26 protein-coding genes and 1 riboswitch are annotated in these 20,861 nt (G+C 48.6%); of the genes, 6 read left to right on the top strand and 20 right to left on the bottom strand.

Annotated elements, in window-relative coordinates; translation table 11 throughout:
- Window positions 1–88: 88 nt before the first annotated feature.
- Together KNQ18_RS02425 and KNQ18_RS02420 are read right to left on the bottom strand one after the other, a co-directional pair.
- Window positions 89–406: a YuiB family protein gene (locus KNQ18_RS02425; protein ID WP_023469133.1), complete on the bottom strand. Its 318-nt coding sequence runs from the start codon at window positions 404–406 to the stop codon at window positions 89–91.
- A gap of 81 nt (window positions 407–487) precedes the next feature.
- Entirely contained in the window at window positions 488–1,699 is a 1,212-nt protein-coding gene (locus KNQ18_RS02420; protein WP_050678646.1) for an NAD(P)/FAD-dependent oxidoreductase, read from the bottom strand.
- A 242-nt stretch (window positions 1,700–1,941) separates the two neighbouring features.
- Between KNQ18_RS02420 and KNQ18_RS02415 the strand changes: the two genes are divergently transcribed.
- The gene (locus KNQ18_RS02415) at window positions 1,942–2,940 is read left to right on the top strand and encodes an NAD(P)/FAD-dependent oxidoreductase (protein ID WP_023469135.1); all 999 of its coding nucleotides are present in this window, start codon (window positions 1,942–1,944) and stop codon (window positions 2,938–2,940) included.
- Window positions 2,941–3,200: 260 nt separating this feature from the next.
- Here KNQ18_RS02415 and KNQ18_RS02410 read toward each other — a convergent pair whose 3' ends face one another.
- From KNQ18_RS02410 to KNQ18_RS02395, 4 genes are all read right to left on the bottom strand, one after another.
- Window positions 3,201–3,692, bottom strand: coding sequence for a GNAT family N-acetyltransferase (locus KNQ18_RS02410; protein ID WP_215083752.1), 492 nt, complete (start codon window positions 3,690–3,692; stop codon window positions 3,201–3,203).
- Entirely contained in the window at window positions 3,689–4,192 is a 504-nt protein-coding gene (locus tag KNQ18_RS02405) for a GNAT family N-acetyltransferase (RefSeq protein WP_215083749.1), read from the bottom strand. Before KNQ18_RS02405 ends, KNQ18_RS02410 begins: the two co-directional genes overlap by 4 nt.
- A complete protein-coding gene (locus tag KNQ18_RS02400; RefSeq protein ID WP_050678649.1) occupies window positions 4,189–5,055 on the bottom strand; it encodes an NAD-dependent epimerase/dehydratase family protein in 867 nt (288 codons plus the stop codon). The genes KNQ18_RS02405 and KNQ18_RS02400 overlap by 4 nt, the downstream gene beginning before the upstream one ends.
- A 118-nt stretch (window positions 5,056–5,173) precedes the next feature.
- Window positions 5,174–5,524 carry a HesB/IscA family protein gene (locus tag KNQ18_RS02395; protein WP_029342414.1) on the bottom strand — a complete coding sequence of 117 codons (351 nt, stop codon included), beginning with the start codon at window positions 5,522–5,524 and terminating at the stop codon, window positions 5,174–5,176.
- A 111-nt stretch (window positions 5,525–5,635) separates the two neighbouring features.
- Window positions 5,636–5,778: riboswitch (FMN riboswitch) on the top strand.
- Between the two features lie 155 nt (window positions 5,779–5,933).
- On the opposite strand from KNQ18_RS02395, the gene KNQ18_RS02390 reads away from it, so the two are divergent.
- Window positions 5,934–6,500 (top strand): ECF transporter S component, encoded by a 567-nt coding sequence (locus KNQ18_RS02390; protein WP_029342415.1) that lies wholly within the window; start codon window positions 5,934–5,936, stop codon window positions 6,498–6,500.
- 76 nt (window positions 6,501–6,576) lie between these two features.
- Here the strand turns inward: KNQ18_RS02390 and KNQ18_RS02385 are convergent, their stop codons facing one another.
- On the bottom strand, window positions 6,577–6,810 hold the full coding sequence (locus KNQ18_RS02385; protein WP_023469141.1) for a YuzB family protein: 234 nt from the start codon (window positions 6,808–6,810) through the stop codon (window positions 6,577–6,579).
- A gap of 92 nt (window positions 6,811–6,902) precedes the next feature.
- Between KNQ18_RS02385 and KNQ18_RS02380 the strand changes: the two genes are divergently transcribed.
- On the top strand, window positions 6,903–7,955 hold the full coding sequence (locus tag KNQ18_RS02380; protein ID WP_055968842.1) for an NAD(P)/FAD-dependent oxidoreductase: 1,053 nt from the start codon (window positions 6,903–6,905) through the stop codon (window positions 7,953–7,955).
- A 40-nt stretch (window positions 7,956–7,995) separates the two neighbouring features.
- Here KNQ18_RS02380 and KNQ18_RS02375 read toward each other — a convergent pair whose 3' ends face one another.
- Window positions 7,996–8,292 (bottom strand): DUF1462 family protein, encoded by a 297-nt coding sequence (locus KNQ18_RS02375; protein ID WP_215083746.1) that lies wholly within the window; start codon window positions 8,290–8,292, stop codon window positions 7,996–7,998.
- Between the two features lie 109 nt (window positions 8,293–8,401).
- Between KNQ18_RS02375 and KNQ18_RS02370 the strand changes: the two genes are divergently transcribed.
- Window positions 8,402–8,629, top strand: coding sequence for a NifU family protein (locus KNQ18_RS02370; RefSeq protein ID WP_012371190.1), 228 nt, complete (start codon window positions 8,402–8,404; stop codon window positions 8,627–8,629).
- A 42-nt stretch (window positions 8,630–8,671) separates the two neighbouring features.
- Here KNQ18_RS02370 and KNQ18_RS02365 read toward each other — a convergent pair whose 3' ends face one another.
- Together KNQ18_RS02365 and KNQ18_RS02360 are read right to left on the bottom strand one after the other, a co-directional pair.
- Window positions 8,672–9,436, bottom strand: a complete 765-nt coding sequence (locus KNQ18_RS02365) for a TIGR01457 family HAD-type hydrolase (protein WP_023469144.1) — start codon at window positions 9,434–9,436, stop codon at window positions 8,672–8,674.
- A 6-nt stretch (window positions 9,437–9,442) separates the two neighbouring features.
- Complete coding sequence (locus KNQ18_RS02360) at window positions 9,443–9,886, bottom strand: DUF86 domain-containing protein (RefSeq protein ID WP_023469145.1); 444 nt, start codon at window positions 9,884–9,886, stop codon at window positions 9,443–9,445.
- A gap of 151 nt (window positions 9,887–10,037) precedes the next feature.
- On the opposite strand from KNQ18_RS02360, the gene glpX reads away from it, so the two are divergent.
- Entirely contained in the window at window positions 10,038–11,018 is a 981-nt protein-coding gene (glpX, locus tag KNQ18_RS02355; RefSeq protein WP_029342420.1) for a class II fructose-bisphosphatase, read from the top strand.
- Window positions 11,019–11,053: 35 nt separating this feature from the next.
- Window positions 11,054–11,329: a DUF3055 domain-containing protein gene (locus KNQ18_RS02350; RefSeq protein ID WP_023469147.1), complete on the top strand. Its 276-nt coding sequence runs from the start codon at window positions 11,054–11,056 to the stop codon at window positions 11,327–11,329.
- 33 nt (window positions 11,330–11,362) lie between these two features.
- On the opposite strand, the gene KNQ18_RS02345 is transcribed toward KNQ18_RS02350, so the two are convergent.
- The 10 genes from KNQ18_RS02345 to KNQ18_RS02300 form a co-directional block, all read right to left on the bottom strand.
- Window positions 11,363–11,809, bottom strand: a complete 447-nt coding sequence (locus tag KNQ18_RS02345; protein WP_050678652.1) for a general stress protein — start codon at window positions 11,807–11,809, stop codon at window positions 11,363–11,365.
- Between the two features lie 85 nt (window positions 11,810–11,894).
- Window positions 11,895–12,272 carry a YutD family protein gene (locus tag KNQ18_RS02340; RefSeq protein WP_023469149.1) on the bottom strand — a complete coding sequence of 126 codons (378 nt, stop codon included), beginning with the start codon at window positions 12,270–12,272 and terminating at the stop codon, window positions 11,895–11,897.
- Between the two features lie 94 nt (window positions 12,273–12,366).
- Entirely contained in the window at window positions 12,367–13,266 is a 900-nt protein-coding gene (lipA, locus tag KNQ18_RS02335; RefSeq protein WP_023469150.1) for a lipoyl synthase, read from the bottom strand.
- 62 nt (window positions 13,267–13,328) lie between these two features.
- Window positions 13,329–14,630, bottom strand: coding sequence for a bifunctional metallophosphatase/5'-nucleotidase (locus KNQ18_RS02330; RefSeq protein WP_215083744.1), 1,302 nt, complete (start codon window positions 14,628–14,630; stop codon window positions 13,329–13,331).
- A gap of 21 nt (window positions 14,631–14,651) precedes the next feature.
- Entirely contained in the window at window positions 14,652–15,494 is an 843-nt protein-coding gene (locus KNQ18_RS02325) for a DUF72 domain-containing protein (RefSeq protein ID WP_050678654.1), read from the bottom strand.
- Window positions 15,495–15,662: 168 nt separating this feature from the next.
- Complete coding sequence (locus KNQ18_RS02320) at window positions 15,663–16,736, bottom strand: acyltransferase (RefSeq protein WP_133207654.1); 1,074 nt, start codon at window positions 16,734–16,736, stop codon at window positions 15,663–15,665.
- A 406-nt stretch (window positions 16,737–17,142) separates the two neighbouring features.
- Window positions 17,143–17,694 (bottom strand): dihydrofolate reductase family protein, encoded by a 552-nt coding sequence (locus KNQ18_RS02315; RefSeq protein WP_133207656.1) that lies wholly within the window; start codon window positions 17,692–17,694, stop codon window positions 17,143–17,145.
- Window positions 17,695–17,779: 85 nt separating this feature from the next.
- Complete coding sequence (sufB, locus tag KNQ18_RS02310; protein ID WP_023469154.1) at window positions 17,780–19,177, bottom strand: Fe-S cluster assembly protein SufB; 1,398 nt, start codon at window positions 19,175–19,177, stop codon at window positions 17,780–17,782.
- 36 nt (window positions 19,178–19,213) lie between these two features.
- A complete protein-coding gene (gene sufU, locus KNQ18_RS02305) occupies window positions 19,214–19,648 on the bottom strand; it encodes a Fe-S cluster assembly sulfur transfer protein SufU (protein ID WP_023469155.1) in 435 nt (144 codons plus the stop codon).
- On the bottom strand, window positions 19,638–20,861 hold the full coding sequence (locus tag KNQ18_RS02300) for a cysteine desulfurase (protein WP_035396382.1): 1,224 nt from the start codon (window positions 20,859–20,861) through the stop codon (window positions 19,638–19,640). The genes sufU and KNQ18_RS02300 overlap by 11 nt, the downstream gene beginning before the upstream one ends.

Genomic DNA, 20,861 nt, shown 5'->3' with positions numbered 1-20,861 from the left:
AATCTGCTCTTACACATTTATTTAAAGACATTGTTTTTATTATAACGGTTTTTCAGACACGAAAAAAGCCTACTTACTCAAGTAGACTTTAAAACATTTGGTAACCGCTCTTACGCAAGAAGCGAATCGATAGACCGGCGATGATGATTCCGGCAAGACCAGCCGCGAACATCGTGATATCCGCTGTCTGTAGACCAGCAATCCGGTCTCCGAGATTCGGAATCGCTTCACGAGCATTCGTGAAGTATTCGAGCGTCGATTGGTTGTCGATCATCATGATGATGATGACCGGATAGAGTACGAGCATCACCCATGTACTCCGCAACAACATGTTTAAGATGAATCCGATACTAAAGAACATGACGAGATAAAGCACACTCCCGATCACGGCTTGAATGATATGCATACTGTTCCCCCTTTGAATCTCTTCTAGTATAACCGACAAAAAAGGCAAATGCACGAGTGTACATTTGCCTAAAACGTGAACTTAGAACTTCCCTTTTTTGATCGCAAGACCAAGTTTTTTCAGTTCGAAGAAGTGTTTGTTGTCGATGACTTTTTTCATGAACGATGCGTTACGACCGTAGATCTTCTTACCGAAGACCATGCCGATACCGTCTTTGTGACCAAGTGAAGCGACCGTTCCTTTGTTCTCGTACGTGAACGTCGATGTTTGACGACCCGCGATGAGTGCTGCGATGTTCTCAGCGACTTTATGTGCTTGTTGTGTCGCGATTTGTGCAGTCGGTGGGTACGGACGGTTAGAACTTGGGTCCATGACTGCTGAACAGTCACCGATCATGAAGACGTTGTCGTGTCCTGGAACACGAAGATCTTCTTCGACGACGACACGGTTACGCATCGCTTCGAAACCAGATGCTGCAACGACAGGGTTACCGCTGACGCCACCTGTCCAGATGATCGTGCTTGCTTCGATCGTCTCAGTCGTGTCGCCTTGAAGCGGACCGAATGTGACGCTTCCTGGTCCACATTCCTTGATGCCGTTACCGAGTTTGAACTCGATACCTTGGCGCTCAAGCCATTTGTGTGCATAGTTGACGAGATCTGCATCGAATCCTGGAAGGACTGTTGGTGCTGCCTCGATGTTGACGACACGAACGAGTTCGCGTGGAATGTCATATTGTTTGCACAGTTCTGGAATACGGTTGACGAGTTCACCCATGAACTCGATTCCTGTGAATCCAGCACCACCAACAACGATCGTCAAGAGTGAACGATCTTGTGATCCTGTTGTTTTGTACTGTGCGAATGAGTAATCGATATGTTCCTTGATTTTACGGACGCTGTTCAACGAGCTGATCGTCAGCGCGTGTTCCTTCAATCCTTTGATACCGAATGTTTCAGGAACGCCACCGAGAGCAACGACGACGTAATCGTAAGGAACTGTTCCGCCATCTTGTAAGAGAACCGTTTTAGCAGCCGTGTCGACTTTCTCAACGATACCTTTGACAAGTTTGACGCGTGACGGGTTGATGACATCATTGATGTAGATGCGCGCTTGCTCCGCAGACATCGTACCTGCTGCTGGTTCGTGCAACCAAGTCGTTTGGTAATGATAGTCGTGTTTGTTGATCAACGTGATGTTCGCTTGATCGACGCCGAGTTTCTTTTGAAGGTTGACTGCTGTGATCAATCCACCGTAGCCCGCTCCAAGAATGACAATGTTAGGTGTGTTCATGTTCTGATACTCCTTACGAATCGTAGTTTTGTTGTGATTTTCTTCACATTCAATTACAGACGAATGCTCAAAAATTTTGTTCAAATAATGTTCACATGTCTATAAGCTTATTGAAACACTTTTTAGAAGTGATTGCAAAAGAAAAATGTAAATTCCCTAAAAAAATGTGAGATGTCCCGCACTTGCACCTTAACCCCCTACTTCCTATATAATAGACCTATCCAACGCTAGGAGGGAATCAGATGCACCAACCATATGATGTCACGATCATCGGCGGCGGTCCGGTCGGACTGTTCACCGCGTTTTATTCAGGGATGCGCCAGATGAAGACGAAGGTCATCGAGAGTCTACCTCAATTAGGTGGTCAACTCGCTACGCTTTATCCTGAAAAATATATATACGATATTGCCGGTTTTCCGAAAGTAAAAGCTCAGGAACTGGTTGATCGGTTGCTTGAACAAGCGAACGAATTCGATCCGACCTATGTACTCGGTGAGACCGTCATCGCTTATGAACGGATGGATGATGGGATCATCCGCCTCGTCACGAACAAAGGCGAGCATTATACGAAGACCGTCATCTTGACGGCAGGAAACGGCTCGTTCGCGGCACGTCCACTCGGCGTCGCTGACGCAGAACGCTTCGAAGAGACGAACTTACACTATTTCGTCAACGATATGGAACGTTTCAAGGATCGCCAAGTCGTCTTACTTGGTGGCGGTGATTCAGCAGTTGACTGGTCATTGATGCTTGAGCCGATCGCGAAATCCGTCACGCTCGTCCACCGTCGTGATAAGTTCCGTGCCCATGAACATTCAGTCGAACTGTTACACGATTCGTCCGTCAACGTCATGACGCCATATACACTTGAATCGGTCACAGGTGAGACGCACATCGAGACGCTGACGTTCAAACATGCTGAAAGTGGTGAAGTCGTCGTCGTCGCTGCCGACGATGTCGTCTGTAACTTCGGTTTCGTCTCGTCACTCGGACCGCTCAAAGAATGGGAAGTCGAATTCGAACGCAATTCGATTCGTGTCAATTCGAAGATGGAGACTGCGATTCCAGGCGTCTTCGCTTGTGGTGATATCGCGACTTACGAAGGACGCGTCAAACTGATCGCAACGGGCTTCGGTGAAGCACCGATCGCCGTTAACCAAGCGAAACTTCTCGTTGATCCATCTGCTCGTCATCCGCAACACTCGACGAGTCTGTTCGAAAAAGTGACGAATCATTCTTGATCAGTCACTTGACAGTCCGTCTTTACGGACCGATCCAATATTCTCGCTTTCCTCAGGCGGGAGATAAGCCGCGGTATCCCGCACTCCGTGCGGCTTTCCGGGTCTTATCTATCCCTGACGGAAGCACATAACATGCTTCCTTTTCCTGTAGGAGTCGAGAATATATGGTTTCGTCCGTATCATGAATAATAAAGAACCTTCCAGATCAGCTTCTGGAAGGTTCTTTATTTGTTCGTAGCTCTCGCAATGTATTCATCAGTCTATCTCGTTCTTAGTTGGATAGGCATCCGATAAACCCGTTGCACGAATTCCACTCCACCACGCTCAATCATCGATTCTTTGAAGACCTGACCACCGAATCGTTCGTAAAACTGGCACGCAGGATTATCCCGCAAGACAGAAACCTGCATCGTCTCATATTCCGCTAAGTCCTCAGCGATGCGTTGAAACAACGCTTTTCCGAGTCCTTGTCCTTGCGACGCTTGCAAGACATAAATCGCATAAAGCTCCCCTTCACGCGCAACACTTCGATTCGGTCCGCCTTGCGCGAACCCGACGACTTCTTCTCCTGAAACGGCAACATACACGCGCTGATCGACTAACGTCCGCTCCCATTGTTTCGTCCGTTTTTCGTGCGATAACTGCACTAAATAAGTGTCCGGAATAATACCTTGATACGTCTCCCGCCAGGCATCAATATGAACGCGCGCGATGGCTGACGCATCTTCTAGACGTGCTTCACGGATCCTCATAACGCAATGATGAAGCGACGTGTCTCGCGTCCATTACGAACGGTCGGCTCGATTTCTCGTCCACCGTTCGCTAAGATGACACGGCGAGATGCTAGATTATCAACGCCACACGTCAACAGTACTCGATCCAGTCCACGCTGGCGTGCTTCTTCAAGCGCAAGTCGAAGACCGCTCGTCGCATACCCTTTCTGACGCTCGGATGGTCGAATCCCGTACCCGATATGTCCGCCGTACAACTTCAAGTTCTCTGTCAAGTCATGCCGGAAGTTCAACGCTCCGACGATTCGTTGCCCGTCGACCATCCAGTACGTCGTATGGGTGACGAGACCCGGTCTGACCGTCGTCTCCATTTCCTTAAGTTCCGCGAAATAAGCGCCAAGTGGTTCATATGTGTCTCCGACTGCTTCCAGCACGATCGTTTCGCCCGATTCTCGCCAGTCTTCTAAAAAAGCGCGGTACTCCGTTTCCCATTCAAGAGTCGGTTTCATCAACTGCATCATTGGTGATTGCGCACCTCCTCTTCAATCAAACGATCGAGCCAGTCATCGATATGTTGAAACAGATAGCCTGCTTGTTTTGCAGCTGTCGTATCCATATAGAAATCACGTTCCGGTGCAAGCGGCGATTCATCTTCTCCTTTTGCAACGAGTTGACTCGTCGTTCCCGCAACGTGGTCGATCTTATCCATCAGATCTTGAATCGATAAGACACCGTCACTCGCAGCGTTGATTGGTCCCGTCATTTCCGAACGACCACACCACTCAAGAAAGGCAGCGGCTTCGTAACTTGAGATGTAGCCCATCTTGGCATAACTGTTTTCAGCGACGATCGGACGACCGTCAAGCGCCCGTTTGATATGAAAGACGAGTCGCTCCGTATAATCATCTGGTCCGAGGACGACCGGGAAACGGACCGCAACGACTGGGAACGTCGCCCGTTGGAAGAAATAACTCTCCGCTTGGCGTTTCCCTTCGCCATATCCATGTTCCTTCTCGAGGTCATATTTCCCGGGAAACGGATTATAGGCACGCTCTGTGATGTTCGCACCACCGCCTTCATAGACAGACATCGTCGACGTCAGCACGTAGCGTCCGACTTTCCCTTCAAACGCATCGATCGCAAGCTTGGCTTGATACGGCGTGAAGCAAATGTTGTCATAGATGACATCCCAGTGCTGTTGGCTTAAGTCTTTCATCGTACTACTTGACGTCCGGTCCCCTTTGAAAAATGTCAAGCCCTTCGCGACCGGTGGTGTATGCTCGCCGCGTGTGACGATCGTCACATCATCCCCCGAATCGGCTAAGCGAATCGCAAGCCGGCGTCCGAAATAGCGCGTTCCCCCGAAGATCAATACTTTTCTCATCCTGAAGCCCTCCCTGTTCGTAGTAGCATTCACTCTCTTAATATTTCGAGTAAACGGAACAGGTCTCCTGTATAAGTGCAATAAAAAAAATCGTGGACGATGTCCACGATTGGATTCATTAACAGCCACCCGGGGTCCCGGCATTCGTTGCTGTTCTGAACGATGTCCCGCAACCGCATGTTGCGATGGCATTCGGATTCGTGATCGTGAATCCACCGCCGAGCATCGACTGCTTATAATCGATTTCCAGTCCTTTGACGACCGGGTAATCTTTTTCGTCCACGATGACGGTCACGCCGTGCTGTTCGAAAACGAGATCCGTTTCTTTCTGTTGGTCGAATCCCATTCCGTACGACAGACCACTACATCCACCACCTTGGACGAGCATCCGAAGATTCCGTTCATCTGCTGGTGCCTGCGCCATCATGTCCTGGACTTGTAGCGCTGCTGCCTCCGTTAAATGGATCATGTCATCACCTTCCTTTTCTTTAGTATACGTAACTTCTGAGCGAATCGAAACCTAGTTGCTTGAAACTATCTTGAATTCGTTGTATAAATGGTATGTACAACAAAATAATCGTTCCATCTTCAGGGCAGGGTGAAATTCCCGACCGGCGGTAAACAACTCTTCTTAAGTTGAAGCCCGCGAGCGAATAGGGCGCTATTTGCTGATTCTGTGTAATTCAGGAGCCGACAGTACAGTCTGGATGGGAGAAGATGGCGGCATGAGTTTGAATTTGATCGATTTTTGCAACAATCGATTAGGTTTATTTAATGCGGACTTCTCCCCTGTTGATTTCATCAATAGGGGTTTCTTTATGGACGCAGTCATGCCAATACTTCATCGAGAGGAACGAGCAAAAGGAGACAATACTCGTATGAAACGCACACAAAAAATGGTCACTCTGTCAATGTTAGGTTCAATCTCATTTGTTCTTATGCTTATCAATTTTCCACTACCGTTCTTACCGAACTATCTGAAGATCGACTTCAGTGATGTTCCTGCTCTCGTCGCAGCGATCATGTTCTCACCGGTCGCAGGTGTCATCGTCGAAGCACTGAAGAACGTGCTATACTACATCTTCCGCGGAAGTGGTGTTCCGGTCGGAGAATTCGCGAACTTCGCTGCTGGCGTCGCATTCGTGCTTCCTGTCAGCTGGTTCTACCATAAAAAGAAATCAACACAAGGTCTCGCAACTGGTCTCGTCGCTGGTACGATAACGATGGCACTCGGTCTTGCGATTCTCAACTATATCTTGATCCTTCCAGCGTACGCATGGTTCCTCGGTATGGACTACATGGCGGATCCAGCTGTCAAATGGACAGCGATCACAGCCGGTATCTTACCGTTTAACGTCATCAAGGCGTTGTTCATCTCGGCACTCTTCATTCCGTTGTTCTTGAAACTACGACCATGGATGATGCGCCGTCAACAATCTGCCTGATCCGAAAAGCTGCGCCCGCTGACGGACACGAATCCCCTCGTTCAGACGAACGAGGGGATTTTTTGGCTGTCCGTGCTCACAGCTCATTCTCTTCGATTTTTAGGTAAATCTTTTCAAGCAACTCTTCCGGCGTCTCGCCTACGACCGTCTCACCATCAACGAGACAAAAATGATCAAGCGAACAAATGCCGCAATAGCCGAGGCAACCGTATTCGACGACGTCGACGTTCGGATCACGTTCGAGTTGCTCCATGACGACCTGTGTACCAGCTGCTAAGTTACTGATACAAAATTCAATAATCGGATTCACTTTTTTTCCTCCTTCAAGCAGGAAACGACCTGCCTCATGTCGTATTATACAAGGTCAGACTGATTTAGGGGAACTAAGGGGGATTTTACGTTATGAAGCAATTGGTCGTACTCGGCGGAGGATATGGTGGAATGCGGATTTGTGAGCGATTCAAGGACGAGGAAGTTGCCGTCACGCTCGTCGACCGTCTACCGTACCACGCACTCAAAACGGAATATTACGCACTCGCAGCAGGAACATTATCAGATCGGGATGTCCGGATTGAATTTCCGGAGGGGAAACATCTTACTTATAAATATGGACATGTCATTAAAATTTCACCAGAGACGAATACGGTCCACCTGCAGGACGGATCAGAATTATTCTATGATGACTTGATCATCGCCCTCGGTTGCGAGGATAAATACCACAACATTCCGGGTGCTCAAGAGTTTACATACAGCATCCAGACACTTGAAGAATCTCGAAAGACACAGCAAGCGATCTGTGGTCTGTCACCGGGGTCCGTCGTCTCGATCGTCGGTGCTGGTCTATCTGGTGTCGAACTTGCCAGTGAACTGCATGAAAGCCGGAAGGATTTAACGATTCGTCTGTTCGACCGCGGTCCATCCGTCTTGTCATTCTTATCCGATAAAGTCTCGTCTTACGTCCAGGAATGGTTCGAGGAGCATGACGTGGAAGTCATCAACAATTCGAACGTCACGCTCGTCACGGCGGACGACGTGCGAAACGGCGACGATACGTACCCGTCGGACTTAACGATTTGGACGGCAGGTACGCAGCCGGTCAAGGTTGTTCGCGATCTCGGCTTTGCTGCAGACAGTGGTGGTCGGATCAAATTGACGGAACATCATCACGTACCAGAATACGATAACGTCTTCGTCATCGGCGATTGTGCCAGCTTGCCGTATGCGCCAAGCGGTCAACTCGCAGAACATCAGGCAGAACAAGTAGTCGACGTCTTGCAAGCGAAATGGCAAGGGAAGAAATTACCGAAACTGCCAGAAATCAAACTACGCGGGATGCTCGGATCGCTCGGAAAATCAGACGGTTTCGGGATCGTCATGGGCAAGCAAGCGCTGACGGGGAAAGTCCCACGTCTCTTGAAGTCCGGTGTCTTATGGAAACACAAAAAGATTAAATGAGCAAAAGAGGTGTCCCGATCTTGGGATACCTCTTTTTCATTCATCCCGTCTGACTTAACTTTGCATCAATCGCTGCCGTGATCGTCTTCAGCTTGACGTACCCCTCGTCAATCATCTCATCATCAAGCACGATCAATGGATAAAAATAGACATCCTCTTTCAAGGCTTCCGTCCATTGATCCGCTGTCGCTGTCTCAAAATCGACATAGCGTAGCGTCATTTCCTGCTCATATTTTCGCCCGAGGATGGCTTTTAGCCAACTGAACGTCTCTTCCGAGCTGGGTGCCCCGACACAACTCGGACAAGTGATCGCTGTTCCATAAACCGTGATTTCCATCTTGAAGTCCCCCTTTTCAATTCTCTCCTCTTTAGTATACAAGTTTTCCAGATTGAGAACATTTTTCAACCCTGTTACAATGAAACTATACGAAAGGATGTGTTTACGCATGGAAATGTTTGATCAAGTGAATGAAGTTCTTGAAAAATTGCGTCCGTTCCTTCTTCGTGATGGAGGAGACGTTGAACTCGTAGATGTAGAAGACGGAATCGTAAAACTCCGTTTGATGGGAGCTTGTGGTAGCTGCCCAAGTTCAACGATCACATTGAAGGCCGGTATCGAACGTGCCCTTCTTGAAGAAGTCGCTGGCGTCGTTGAAGTCGAACAAGTCTTCTAATACATGAAATCCCGAACGAATTCTCGTTCGGGATTTTTTGATTCATAGAATCCATTCTGCTAATGTATCGACCATGTATGTCGGTTGACGATCCTGACCTTGAATGAAGACTGGTGTATGGACGCCAGAATTGACGTGCATCGTCCGGATGCCTCCATTGATTCCGAATAGAATATCCGTATGGTAGTTATCCCCGACCATGATGACGTCTTCTTTTGACAGACCAATCATCTCCGTTGCGATATCGACCATGACCGGTTCCGGTTTGCCGATGAAGAACGGTTCCTTCTCCGTCGTCACGCGCAGGACGGACGTCAAGGCACCGTTTCCTGGTAAGAATCCACGTTCTGTCGGAATGGCGATGTCTCCGTTCGTCGAGATGAAACGAGCACCAGCACGAATCGCGAGGGCACCGACAGCGAGTTTTTCATACGTGATCTGACGGTCGAGACCGATGACGACGTAGTCTGCCGCTTCCGTTGCGACGACGTCTAACCCTTCCCGTTCAAGCGCATCAATCAGTCCTGTCTCACCAATCGCATAGACGCGCGCTTTCGGTGATAGATCAGCGATATAACGACCAGTCGCCATCGCACTCGTCAAGACGTGTTTCGCATCGGAATGAACACCCATCCCGCGTAATTTCTCCGCCACGGCTTCTGCCGTCATCGACGCATTATTCGTCACGAACAAATACGGAATGCCTTCTGCTTGCAGACGATTGACGAAATCGACCGCTTCTTTTACCGGCTCCGTTCCGTTATACATCGTTCCATCTAAATCAAATAAATAGCCTTTTGCCTTCATCCTGACTCACTCCTCGTTTGGTAAAAATGCAGACACCGGTCCGAGTTCTGTCTCGATATACCGGCGAATCGCTTCCGGGAAACGACGTAGTTCTGCTTCCTCTGTCTCAAGTACCGCCCGAATCTCCGCCATACTCGACTGTGTGAATGACCGGACGATCAACGTACGTAACGCAACGAGCTTCTTCAGACTCGTCGCGAGCGGTCCATCGATGACCTTCTCATCTTCTAAAATGAGAATGATGTCTTCATAACTTCCCGGATCCCGCATGATGAATCCATCAATCATACTGTTTCCGATGTCGATGACACTCTCGATGACTAAAAAACCGATCCGTTCCATAGCCAGTGCCGTCGTCACCGGATCCCCCGTAACTTCCTTACTTTGTCGAAGTGCCGTCTCATAACAGACGACCGTCTCTTCGATTTTTTGACGATTGACGAAATACATCTTCATTCCCCCTCACATCCTCCATTTTATCGCTATCCGGCAATCCTGAAAAGCAGAAAGGTCATTTGCATCACATTCCCCAATGTGTTATCCTCAATTTAGATTTTTGCTGAAAATAGTATGTCACATTGGTGACGTGGAGGTTATATACATGGAACGGGAACTCGCACTGGAAATCGTACGCGCTACGGAAGCAGCAGCACTAGCTTCTGCTCAATGGATTGGTCGCGGTAAGAAAAATGAAGCGGATGATGCAGCAACGACTGCGATGCGCGAAGTCTTGAACACGGTCAACATGAACGGAACGGTCGTCATCGGTGAAGGCGAACTCGACGAAGCACCGATGCTCTTCATCGGCGAACGTGTCGGAACAGCAAACGGTCCAATCGTTGACATCGCCGTCGACCCGCTCGAAGGTACGAACATCGTCGCCAAAGGTCTTGGTAATGCGATGGTCGTCATCGCCGTCGCCGATCAAGGTGCCCTGCTCCACGCACCGGATATGTATATGGATAAATTAACAGTTGGACCGAACTTAAAAGGGCACGTCTCGCTCGACGATCCACTTGAAGTCATCATTGAAAAAGCAGCTCAATACAACAATAAACGGATTGAGGACGTCACTGTCATCATGCAGGATCGCCCACGTCACGATCACTTCCGCGAAGCCGCGATGCGGATGGGCGCACGGGTTCGTCTGTTTGAAGACGGCGACGTCTCGGCTGGAATCGCACCACTCTCTCCTGCGACAGGAATCGATATCTTCATCGGAACAGGTGGTGCTCCTGAAGGTGTCATCACGGCTGCTGCCGTCAAAGCGATGGGCGGTGACATGCAGGCACGCTTACATCCGATGAACGAGGAAGAAACCGCTCGTGTCATCCGGATGGGGCTTGAAGATCCGCTTCAACTCTTGACGCTTGATGATCTCATCAAAAGCGACGACTGTATCTTTGCCGCGACCGGCGTCACGACGGGTGAAATGCTCGACGGCGTCAAGTTCTTGACGGATGATATCGTTGAAACGACATCCCTCGTCATGCGTTCAAAGACACGGACGATTCGAAAAGTCATCGCCGAGCATAGCTTATCGCGTAAACCATACTTGCAAAAAGTCCCCCAAACCCTTTAATCTGAAACAGATGTTAGGGAAATGAGGGAAGCTGAATGATGGAAGAACGTGATTTTTTATATGATGATGTCGAACAAACGAAGACACGCTTCGTCAGTTGGATTGGAGAAGCCAGTCGGTTTGATCTCGCCATCACACACTCGGAGCATTTTTACGGTAAGATTCTCGTCTTGAATCTCTTATCGAATCGCTATGCGATCATCGGTGCGGACGATTTTGATGAACCTGGCTACATCGCGACGGCGTTTGACGTCGAAGACGATGCGGCAACGGAACTCGAGATGTACCTGCGCGCTTATATCGGTCTATGAAAAAAGCCTTCGTCCGTGGACGAAGGCTTTTTCTTATAAGAGACGATCGTTTCGTTCATTTAGTGTGTTCGGTCCGCTGAAGACGTTCGTATTGTCTGACTCGTCATGGGCACGACGCTCTGAATGCTGATCCGCTTCATCACCGACGAGTAATACGAATTGACCGCTTTCGACCGCATGATTTGCACGATCGACGTCTTCCTTCGTCAAGCCACTTCCACGAATAGCATCTCCGTGAGAAGCCGTATCATCCTTTTTGAAGATATTCTTGATTTCCTGCCATAGATTACGATGATCTTCCTGTGACAGACGCGTAGATGTCTGTTGGTTGTTCAGATCCGCCAATTCCTCGATTTGTTCGAGATCGTATTTGTCGTGTGCTAAGACTTTTAAATCAGTCGAGACGACACCGGCAACACGGAGATCGTGCACGGCACTGACGACTTCTGGTACGGATGAGTAAATTCCAACGATTCGCATGGATGGTTCCCCCTATAGGTACATGATACTTATAGTAATAGCCGAATTCCTTCCATTGGAAACGCTTTTCTGTATGACAGTTTGATTACTCGCTTTCCGTCTTCTCTGGTGCAGGTGCGAACTTCCGTTTCAACTTCAACGTATTGGATGAAGAACCGTCGAAGCGAGGTGGTGCTTCTTCTCCTTCTACCAATCCGATCTTCTTGACGATGAAGTAGGCACATCCGAAGTTACAGTATTCGTAGAGATAATCCGCCACATGCGAAATCTTCGTATCGAATGTCGCTTTCTCGTGTTGATCCTCATAGAAGCCACGTAGCCGTAATTGACCGTGCCCCCAGTCTCCCACGATATAATCATATTTTTCAAGGACATCGCTGAAACGACCGATGAAGGCTTCCTCATTAAAACCTTCGCGCTTCTCTTCGACGACCTCATAACGTTCCCGATTGACTTGTATCATTATTCCCACCTCCTGCTGTTCTTATCATAGCATATTCCATTTCGCCTGGCAGACGAAAAACCGTTCGAGCAACTGCTCGAACGGTTTTTGATCATTAGTCGATCGGAAGTGCTGTTTTATTCTTTTTCGCTGCGTTGACTTGCTCATCCGCGTGATACGACGAACGAACGAGTGGACCTGCCTCACAGTGCGAGAACCCTTTGCTGAGGGCGATCTGCTTCAGTTCAGCAAACTCTTGCGGTGTATAGTATTTGATGACGTCGAGGTGTTTTTTCGTCGGTTGGAGATACTGACCGATCGTCATGATGTCGACGTTATTTGCGCGAAGATCATCCATCGTTTCAAGAATCTCTTCCCATGTCTCACCAAGACCAAGCATCAAGCTCGACTTCGTTGGAATTTCAGGTGCGAGTTCCTTCGAACGACGAAGGAATTCAAGCGTCCGGTCGTAAGTTGCTTTCGCACGAACGGTCGGCGTCAGACGGCGGACCGTCTCGATGTTGTGGTTCATGATGTCTGGTTGTGCATCGATCAGCGTTTTCAATGCCTCAAAGTTCCCACCCATATCTGAAGGCAAGACTTCGATTGATGTCTCTGGATTCATCCGACGAACTTCACGAACGGTTTCGGCATAAACGCCTGCTCCGAAATCATTCAGATCGTCACGGGCAACCGCTGTGATGACCGCGTGCTTCAGGTTCATCAAACGAACGGATTCCGCGACACGTTTTGGTTCTTCGAGATCGAGTTCGTTTGGACGTCCTGTCGTCACGGCGCAAAAACGGCACGCACGTGTACAGATACTTCCGAGAATCATGAACGTCGCCGTCCGGCGTACCGCCCAACACTCGTGGATATTCGGACACTTTGCTTCCTCACAGACAGTATGTAGCTTTTTCTCGCGCATCATACTTTTTAATTCTGTGTAGGTTTCATTCGTATTCAGCTTGATTTTCAACCATTCCGGTTTACGTTGGATTTCTCCGCGTCCCATGGTTTCGCTTCCCCCTTCATCCCCAAAAAGTCAATTAATGTCTGCTTTAGTATAACAAACAATCAGGGTTTGCGAACATGCAATTCATTATATTCCGACTTCTCCGATAAGCGTTCGAACAATAAATCCCGTAACAATTCCGGCATGAAATATTCTTTTGGCATTTCTTTGATTGCTGGGAAGAGTGGACCGAACGTGAACATATCCGGCAAGACGACCGTATAGTTTCGCGTTGACTCAAGCGGTTGATGTGCTGTCAAACCAGCATAATGCATCCGTCCCATCAACTTACCACGGAAACCGAGACCTCGGACCTTCAATTGTTCGAACTGATCTGTCTTGACTTCATCGAGGAAAGTTTGTAATTCCACCCCAGTCATCGTGACTTTACAAGGATTGATCGGGTGCGGGCAGAGTCGATGTAAATCAAAGGCAGAGACAGGACCTGGTGGAAGTGACCCAAGCAGAATGCCTGCCGGGACACAAGCGATATCCGCATCACACCAGTCGCGCATCGTCTCGACAAGTAATTGTGAGAACGGCGACTCGCTGAACCAATCATTGGCTAGACCCGATGTCTCGCCAATCGGCTCCTTCATCTGTTGTTCCGCCAGATACTGTTCCCGGTCGAGTAATTTCGCCGTCGTTTCGTCCTCGGCGTAATCATGTAAGGAGTGAAGGACCGCTTCCTTCTCGCCGGTGTCCGTATTCATATAAATCTCACCTGCATACTGACCATGTTTTCCCGCTTGCGTGATCAAGACACCATTCTTGACGACACCGTCATCAAGGACATGATGCGTATGCGCACCGATGATCAAATCAAGCTCTGGAAAACGCATCGCGAGTTCTTCGTCTTGATAGAAACCGAGGTGACTTAAGCAAATCAAGACGTCGACTTCTTGGCGCAAACGCTCGATTTCACGCGCCGCGACGTCAAACGGTTCTTCGATCGTCCAACCAAGTAAACCGTATAGTTCGATATACGGTGCCGTCAGACCAAAGACGCCGACTTTTCCGGTCGGTAATTCGTGAATGACACCTTGTTCGGCAAACGGCGCTTCTAAATTCGAGACGAGAACCGGAAAGTCCGCTTCCGTGTAGAGATTCGCTAACCAGTCATGCGGAAACGTGATGCCTTCATTGTTCCCGATCGTCACGGCGGTCGGCATCAACGCATTCAATAGATGCGTATTGATTTTTCCTTTTGTTGCTTCCGTCGCTGGATCGACACGATCGGCATGATCGCCGAGATCAAAGACGAGCGAATCATACGTCCGGTGTTCCTTGACGAAGGACATGTAGCGAGGCCACATGTCGAAGTGTGAGTGCAAATCATTATAGTGAATGATGTGTAACTTCATGCAGAAGCCCCCCTTGATGATTTAGAACAAAGAGATTTGTCGCGGCGCGAGTTCATAGTCAAGATCGAGAATCTCGATTAATCGTTTCGCATTCGGGGCAGCATCTCCTGCTGAGTTGTTATTAAAAAAGACATAGACATCCTTTGCTTCCGCTGCCACGTTTCGGACGTGACTCGCTAGCTCCTGCAGCTCGTCTTCCGAATACCGGTAGAGACAGCGGACTTTTCGCCAATCTTCGCTGCTTTGACCGGGTTTCTTTAACCAGCCGGCTTTATTTCGTCCGTGGAGGCGGATGAATGCCGTCTCCTGCGTCACGACCGGTACGAATGGTACGGAACCATCTTCCGTCTGCGGTTCGTCACAAATCGTATGAATGAACTGATGTTCCTTCAAAAAACGGAGCGTCCGCTCACGATAAACATCTGAATACCACGATGGATTCCGGAACTCGATCGCGACCGGCAGTCCAGCAAGTGATTTTCGGATCGTTTGCAAATATTCCAAGTGCATTTTGCTGACATCGAACCAGGGCGGCAACTGCACGAGGATTGCCGCAATCTTTCCACTCTTTCGCATCGGTTCGATCGACGCGATATATTGTTCAAAAATCGGTCCGAGCGGATCTTTGTTGTCCCGGTCGTGCCCACTCATCGCCCGGTGGACCTTGACGATGAAGCGAAACCCGTCCGGCGTCTCGGATACCCATTTCTCATAGTTTCGTTCCGGTTGAATCGCATAGAATGTCGAGTCGACTTCGACCGCTGGAAAATGACCGGCATAAGCAGCCAGTTTCTCTTTACGATCTTGCGGGGTCAAGTAGAGACTATCATGATCTCCCCAGCCCGTGACACCGATATATATCATGCTCTCTTCTCCCTTGTGTGTTCTATTCTACCTATTCATCATAGCATAGCAGAATCCGGGATTTCTTCTTCGATGCTTCCTAAGCAAACACTCTTTTTTCAGAAAAAAGACATCCCTCTCCTCCCTACTCATGCAGGAAGGAAAAGGATGCCTAGTCAACTGTTTTCATCATGAAGCAGTAGACTGTGCCTCAACGATTTTTGGAGCAGGAGCTCTTCGTTTTGGAACAGGAACGATATAGTTCCCGTACGGCAATAGACTGATCACATAAGAGACAGAAATCGAAGCCGCAAGCGTGACGATCATCGCAAAAATGAACATACTCGCAGAATCGAAGTAAGCGAAGAGATCCGTTCGACCGATTCCGCGGATGACGAGCGGATGGATCAGATAGATCCCCATCGAGTGCGTTCCAATCGTCTGGAAAATGCGCATCGCTGTCGCATCCGTCTGGACACGACGGAAGACGTAGTTCAAGACGACAAGGACGAACGGGATGTAGACAAGATTCGAGAGATTCGTCGACGTGTACGTTCGCTCTAAATCGATGCTGACCCAGATATCAAGGATGATCAATCCACTGATCAGCAATAAGATCGTCCGATGACGTTTTAAAATCTGCTGAATCTCTTCATAATAGACGGCATATGTAATCCCCATCATGAAATAGGCAATCCAGTTAAGTAAGAAGGAGCGGCTATTGACGAGTCGATCCAGAAACTCGATGTCCGTCGTTAAGCTTCCTGAAGTCAGCCAGAAGTAGTTGACACCCATCGACACCACTGTCGCGACAAGTAGCAATGTTCCTTTCTTAAGTCGTGCAAGTACCGGAAATACGACATAAAACTGAAGCACCGTCAAAATGAAGTACAGATGGAAGTTTGCCGTTCCATAAAGGAAGTAATCCGATAGTGGCATACCCGGCTTTAGACTATCTTCTACATGATAACGATACACGAGGTAGATCGTGCTCCAAATCAAATAAGGAATGAAAATTTTAGAGAAACGGGACTTGACGAATGTTCCAAAATCAAATCCTTTGCGCTGGACCATCGACATCAAAAGAAACGCACTGATGATGGCAAAGATCGGCGTACCAATCCGGGAAAATTGATCGATGTAACCAATCGCTTCATTTTCGAATTCCCCTTTCGAATGGTAAAGACCGGCGATGACATGGACAGCGACGACCATGATTGCCGCAATTGATCGAATGACAGGAATTTCTTGATAAAATTTCATTTTTTCACACCTTAATCATGTTTATAGATTTTTTCACAAAAGTTATTATAATCTATTTTCGTCCAAATTAAATGATAATATCCAAATTTTATCGGATGTAACGAAAAAGAATCTATTTTGAAATGAGGATTCGTCTTATACACATCTGCTAAAATGTCATACTGCTTTTCTGTTCTTAATAGCTTGAAGGAAAAAGAGAGAAGTGTTTTTGTTCGCTCGAAATCGCTTCCTAGGGAAAAACAAGCAAGAGCGACCCTGCAGCGAAGCGAAGCGGCGTGATGCTTGTCCCAGGAAAACGATTCGAAATGAACAAAAAAAGCGCGATCCTTCTCTTTAGAGAAAAATTGCACTTTGTCTTTAATCTGAAAGAATCCCTATTGAAATAAGAGACTCTTTTTTGTGAAGACTAGATTTTTTCGTAAGATAACGCGATACATCCGGAAGCAAAGACGCGTGTTTCGACTAACCGTAGCGTCTGTGGTTGATCAAATACCGGAAACATCCGTTTTCCACTACCTAGCAGAACGGGGTAGATCACGACATGATAGCGATCGACGAGTCCAAGCTCAATTGCTTCAGCAGCAAGCGTCGCCCCACCGATCGCAATCTGTTTTCCAGGCAAGGCTTTTAGTGCTTGAAGTTCCTCGGCAAGCGACTGATTCGCTAGACGCGCCTTTCCTTCGACAGCGTCGAGCGTCCGCGAGAAGACGACCTTCTCAAGCGATTGCCAGGTTTTCGCATACTCAACGACAATCGGCTCGTCTTCCTGATCCGCTGTCTCCCAGTATTGCATCATCTCGTACAAACGACGTCCATAGACATGGGTATCGAACGCTTTCTCGTAGTCATTGAAATACTGATGTAATTCTGCGTCTGGTGAAGCGAAATCGATCCTACCTGACGCATCTTCGATATAACCGTCGAGCGAGACTTGAAAGGAATAGACGATGTCACGCATAGTAATCCCTCCTTTTTCACTCTTTACCCCAATAACCATTTCATGAAAAAAACTCCCTCATCCGTAGATGAGAGAGTAAGACGAATTATCCGATTGAACCTTCCATCTCGAACTTGATGAGACGGTTCATTTCGACCGCATATTCCATTGGAAGTTCTTTCGTGAATGGCTCGATGAAGCCCATGACGATCATTTCCGTTGCTTCCTCTTGTGAGATCCCGCGGCTCATGAGGTAGAACAATTGCTCTTCCGAGACCTTCGAGACTTTCGCTTCGTGCTCGAGCGAAATGTTATCGTTGAGGATTTCGTTGTACGGAATCGTATCCGACGTCGATTGGTTATCCATGATGAGCGTATCACATTCGATGTTCGAACGTGCACCTGTCGCTTTCCGTCCGAAGTGAACGATACCGCGATACGTGACTTTACCACCGTGTTTTGAGATCGACTTCGAGACGATCGTCGACGACGTGTTCGGTGCTAAGTGAATCATCTTCGCACCCGCATCTTGGTGTTGACCTTTACCAGCGATTGCGATCGACAATGTCATACCACGTGAACCTTCACCTTTGAGGATGACGGCTGGGTATTTCATCGTCAGTTTCGAACCGATGTTACCATCGACCCATTCCATCGTTGCGCCAGCTTCACAGATCGCACGCTTCGTAACGAGGTTGTAGACGTTGTTCGCCCAGTTTTGGATCGTCGTGTAACGGCAGTAAGCGTTTTTGTTGATGAAGATCTCAACGACCGCTGAGTGAAGCGAGTTCGTCGTGTAGACCGGTGCTGTACATCCTTCGACGTAGTGAACCGATGCTTCGTCATCAACGATGATCAACGTCCGCTCGAATTGACCCATGTTTTCCGAGTTGATCCGGAAGTAGGCTTGAAGCGGCGTGTCGACTTTAACACCTTTTGGTACGTAGATGAACGATCCACCTGACCAGACCGCTGTGTTCAAGGCTGCGAACTTGTTGTCTGTTGGCGGGATCAATTTCCCGAAGTACTCACGGAAAATATCTTCGTTCTCTTTTAACGCTGTATCTGTATCTTTGAAGACGACACCGATTTCTTCGAGGTCTTCTTTCATGTTGTGGTAGACAACCTCTGACTCGTACTGAGCCGAGACACCTGCCAAGTATTTTTGCTCTGCTTCAGGGATACCGAGCTTATCAAACGTACGTTTGATTTCTTCTGGTACTTCATCCCACGATTTCTCTGCACGTTCAGACGGCTTAACGTAGTACGTGATGTCGTCGAAGTTCAATTCTGAGAGATCGCCACCCCACGCTGGCATTGCTTGTTCGTTGAAGATCTTGAGTGATTTCAAACGGAAATCAAGCATCCATTGTGGTTCTTCCTTCATTTTCGAGATCGTTTCGACGACTTCAGTCGTCAAGCCGCGTCCAGAACGGAAGATCGAGATATCGCGATCGTGGAAACCATATTTATAATCGCCAATTTCCGGCATGTTCTTTGCCATGTTCATTTCCTCCTCTTACTTGCTTGTGACCGAAGTTTACTTCCCTTCTTCTACGCCGCGTTCGAGCGCCTTCCAGGCAAGTGTCGCACATTTAATCCGTGCCGGGAATTTCGTGACACCCGAGAGTGCCTCGACGTCCCCGAGGTCGAACGATTCGTCGTCATAGTCTTTTCCTTGGACCATGTCCGAAAAGATATCCGCGAGTCGTAAGGCTTCTTCGATAGTCTTACCTTTGACGAGTTGCGTCATCATTGAAGCAGACGCCATGCTGATCGAGCAGCCCTCCCCGTCAAATTTCGCATCACGGACGACATCGTCTTCAATCGCGAGCTGGAGACGAATCGTATCGCCGCACGTCGGATTGTTCATGTCGATCGTAACGCCCCCCTCGATCGCACCGCGATTTCGGGGAGTTTTATAGTGATCCATGATCACTTGACGATACAAGTGATCGAGATTGTTAAAATCCATGACTGAAATACTCCTTCGTTTGGCGAAGTCCTGTCACGAGTGCGTCAACCTCTTCTTTCGTGTTGTAGAGATAGAAGCTAGCGCGAGCCGTCGAGCTCGCTCCGAGCCAACGCATCAGGGGCTGTGCACAGTGGTGACCGGCGCGAACCGCGATTCCCTGCATATCAAGGACGGTTGCGACGTCATGTGCATGGACATCACCGAGATTGAACGTGACGAGTCCAACGCGTTCTTCCGGACCGTAAATCGTGAGTCCGTCGATGTCACGCATTTGTGCCATCGCGTACTGCGCGAGTTCACGTTCGTGTGCTTCGACGTTCTCTAAACCAATCTCTTCTAAGAAATCAATCGCTGCCGATAAACCAACAGCTCCTGCGATGATCGGTGTCCCCGCTTCGAAACGATATGGAGACGGTTTGAACGTCGACTCTTCAAGACCAACGTAATCAATCATCTCACCACCGAATTCGACCGGTTCCATCGCATTGAGTAATGCCTTTTTCCCGTAAAGAACACCAACGCCTGTCGGACCACACATCTTGTGTGCGGAGAAAGCGAGGAAGTCACAGTCGAGATCCGTGACATTAATCCGTTGGTGTGGTGCACTTTGCGCAGCATCGACGACCATGACGGCACCACGAGCGTGCGCAAGACGAGCGACTTCTTTGATCGGATTGATTGTACCGAGAACGTTCGAGACATGTGCCATCGCGACGATCTTCGTCCGGTCAGACAGTTGTGCTTCGACCGCTTCGACCGTCACGCGACCATCCGCTGTCAAATCAACGTATTTCAACTTCGCTTTTTTGCGTTTAGCGACTTGTTGCCACGGAATGAGATTCGCATGGTGTTCGAGGTACGTGACGACGATTTCGTCGCCTTCTTCGACATGCTCCATACCGTAGCTTGACGCGACGATGTTGATCGCCGTCGTCGTGCCGCGGGTAAAGATAATTTCTTCATGGTGTTGCGCCTGGATGAAACGACGAACGTTCTCACGCGCACCTTCGTACGCATCCGTCGCTCGTGTTCCGAGCGTATGGACGCCACGGTGCACATTCGAATGAATCGTCTTATAGTAGTCGTCAATCGCATTGATGACGACGAGCGGCTTCTGCGAAGAGGCCGCACTATCGAGATAGACGAGTTTCCGGTCGTTGACCTGTTGGTCGAGGATCGGAAACTGATTGCGGATGGATGCATCGATTCCCAT

Origin of the sequence: Exiguobacterium sp. s78, assembly GCF_018618985.1 — a bacterium.
GTDB classification, from domain to species: Bacteria; Bacillota; Bacilli; order Exiguobacteriales; family Exiguobacteriaceae; genus Exiguobacterium_A; species Exiguobacterium_A abrahamii.
This window is presented reverse-complemented; position numbering and strand designations above follow the sequence as displayed.

Bases quoted from the DNA above. Each gene is read 5' to 3' on its own strand.
- KNQ18_RS02425 (WP_023469133.1), bottom strand. From the start codon at position 406: ATGCATATCATTCAAGCCGTGATCGGGAGTGTGCTTTATCTCGTCATG.
- KNQ18_RS02420 (WP_050678646.1), bottom strand. From the start codon at position 1,699: ATGAACACACCTAACATTGTCATTCTTGGAGCGGGCTACGGTGGATTG.
- KNQ18_RS02415 (WP_023469135.1), top strand. From the start codon at position 1,942: ATGCACCAACCATATGATGTCACGATCATCGGCGGCGGTCCGGTCGGA.
- KNQ18_RS02410 (WP_215083752.1), bottom strand. From the start codon at position 3,692: ATGAGGATCCGTGAAGCACGTCTAGAAGATGCGTCAGCCATCGCGCGC.
- KNQ18_RS02405 (WP_215083749.1), bottom strand. From the start codon at position 4,192: ATGATGCAGTTGATGAAACCGACTCTTGAATGGGAAACGGAGTACCGC.
- KNQ18_RS02400 (WP_050678649.1), bottom strand. From the start codon at position 5,055: ATGAGAAAAGTATTGATCTTCGGGGGAACGCGCTATTTCGGACGCCGG.
- KNQ18_RS02395 (WP_029342414.1), bottom strand. From the start codon at position 5,524: ATGATCCATTTAACGGAGGCAGCAGCGCTACAAGTCCAGGACATGATG.
- KNQ18_RS02390 (WP_029342415.1), top strand. From the start codon at position 5,934: ATGAAACGCACACAAAAAATGGTCACTCTGTCAATGTTAGGTTCAATC.
- KNQ18_RS02380 (WP_055968842.1), top strand. From the start codon at position 6,903: ATGAAGCAATTGGTCGTACTCGGCGGAGGATATGGTGGAATGCGGATT.
- KNQ18_RS02375 (WP_215083746.1), bottom strand. From the start codon at position 8,292: ATGGAAATCACGGTTTATGGAACAGCGATCACTTGTCCGAGTTGTGTC.
- KNQ18_RS02370 (WP_012371190.1), top strand. From the start codon at position 8,402: ATGGAAATGTTTGATCAAGTGAATGAAGTTCTTGAAAAATTGCGTCCG.
- KNQ18_RS02365 (WP_023469144.1), bottom strand. From the start codon at position 9,436: ATGAAGGCAAAAGGCTATTTATTTGATTTAGATGGAACGATGTATAAC.
- KNQ18_RS02360 (WP_023469145.1), bottom strand. From the start codon at position 9,886: ATGTATTTCGTCAATCGTCAAAAAATCGAAGAGACGGTCGTCTGTTAT.
- glpX (WP_029342420.1), top strand. From the start codon at position 10,038: ATGGAACGGGAACTCGCACTGGAAATCGTACGCGCTACGGAAGCAGCA.
- KNQ18_RS02350 (WP_023469147.1), top strand. From the start codon at position 11,054: ATGATGGAAGAACGTGATTTTTTATATGATGATGTCGAACAAACGAAG.
- KNQ18_RS02345 (WP_050678652.1), bottom strand. From the start codon at position 11,809: ATGCGAATCGTTGGAATTTACTCATCCGTACCAGAAGTCGTCAGTGCC.
- KNQ18_RS02340 (WP_023469149.1), bottom strand. From the start codon at position 12,272: ATGATACAAGTCAATCGGGAACGTTATGAGGTCGTCGAAGAGAAGCGC.
- lipA (WP_023469150.1), bottom strand. From the start codon at position 13,266: ATGGGACGCGGAGAAATCCAACGTAAACCGGAATGGTTGAAAATCAAG.
- KNQ18_RS02330 (WP_215083744.1), bottom strand. From the start codon at position 14,630: ATGAAGTTACACATCATTCACTATAATGATTTGCACTCACACTTCGAC.
- KNQ18_RS02325 (WP_050678654.1), bottom strand. From the start codon at position 15,494: ATGATATATATCGGTGTCACGGGCTGGGGAGATCATGATAGTCTCTAC.
- KNQ18_RS02320 (WP_133207654.1), bottom strand. From the start codon at position 16,736: ATGAAATTTTATCAAGAAATTCCTGTCATTCGATCAATTGCGGCAATC.
- KNQ18_RS02315 (WP_133207656.1), bottom strand. From the start codon at position 17,694: ATGCGTGACATCGTCTATTCCTTTCAAGTCTCGCTCGACGGTTATATC.
- sufB (WP_023469154.1), bottom strand. From the start codon at position 19,177: ATGGCAAAGAACATGCCGGAAATTGGCGATTATAAATATGGTTTCCAC.
- sufU (WP_023469155.1), bottom strand. From the start codon at position 19,648: ATGGATTTTAACAATCTCGATCACTTGTATCGTCAAGTGATCATGGAT.
- KNQ18_RS02300 (WP_035396382.1), bottom strand. From the start codon at position 20,861: ATGGGAATCGATGCATCCATCCGCAATCAGTTTCCGATCCTCGACCAA.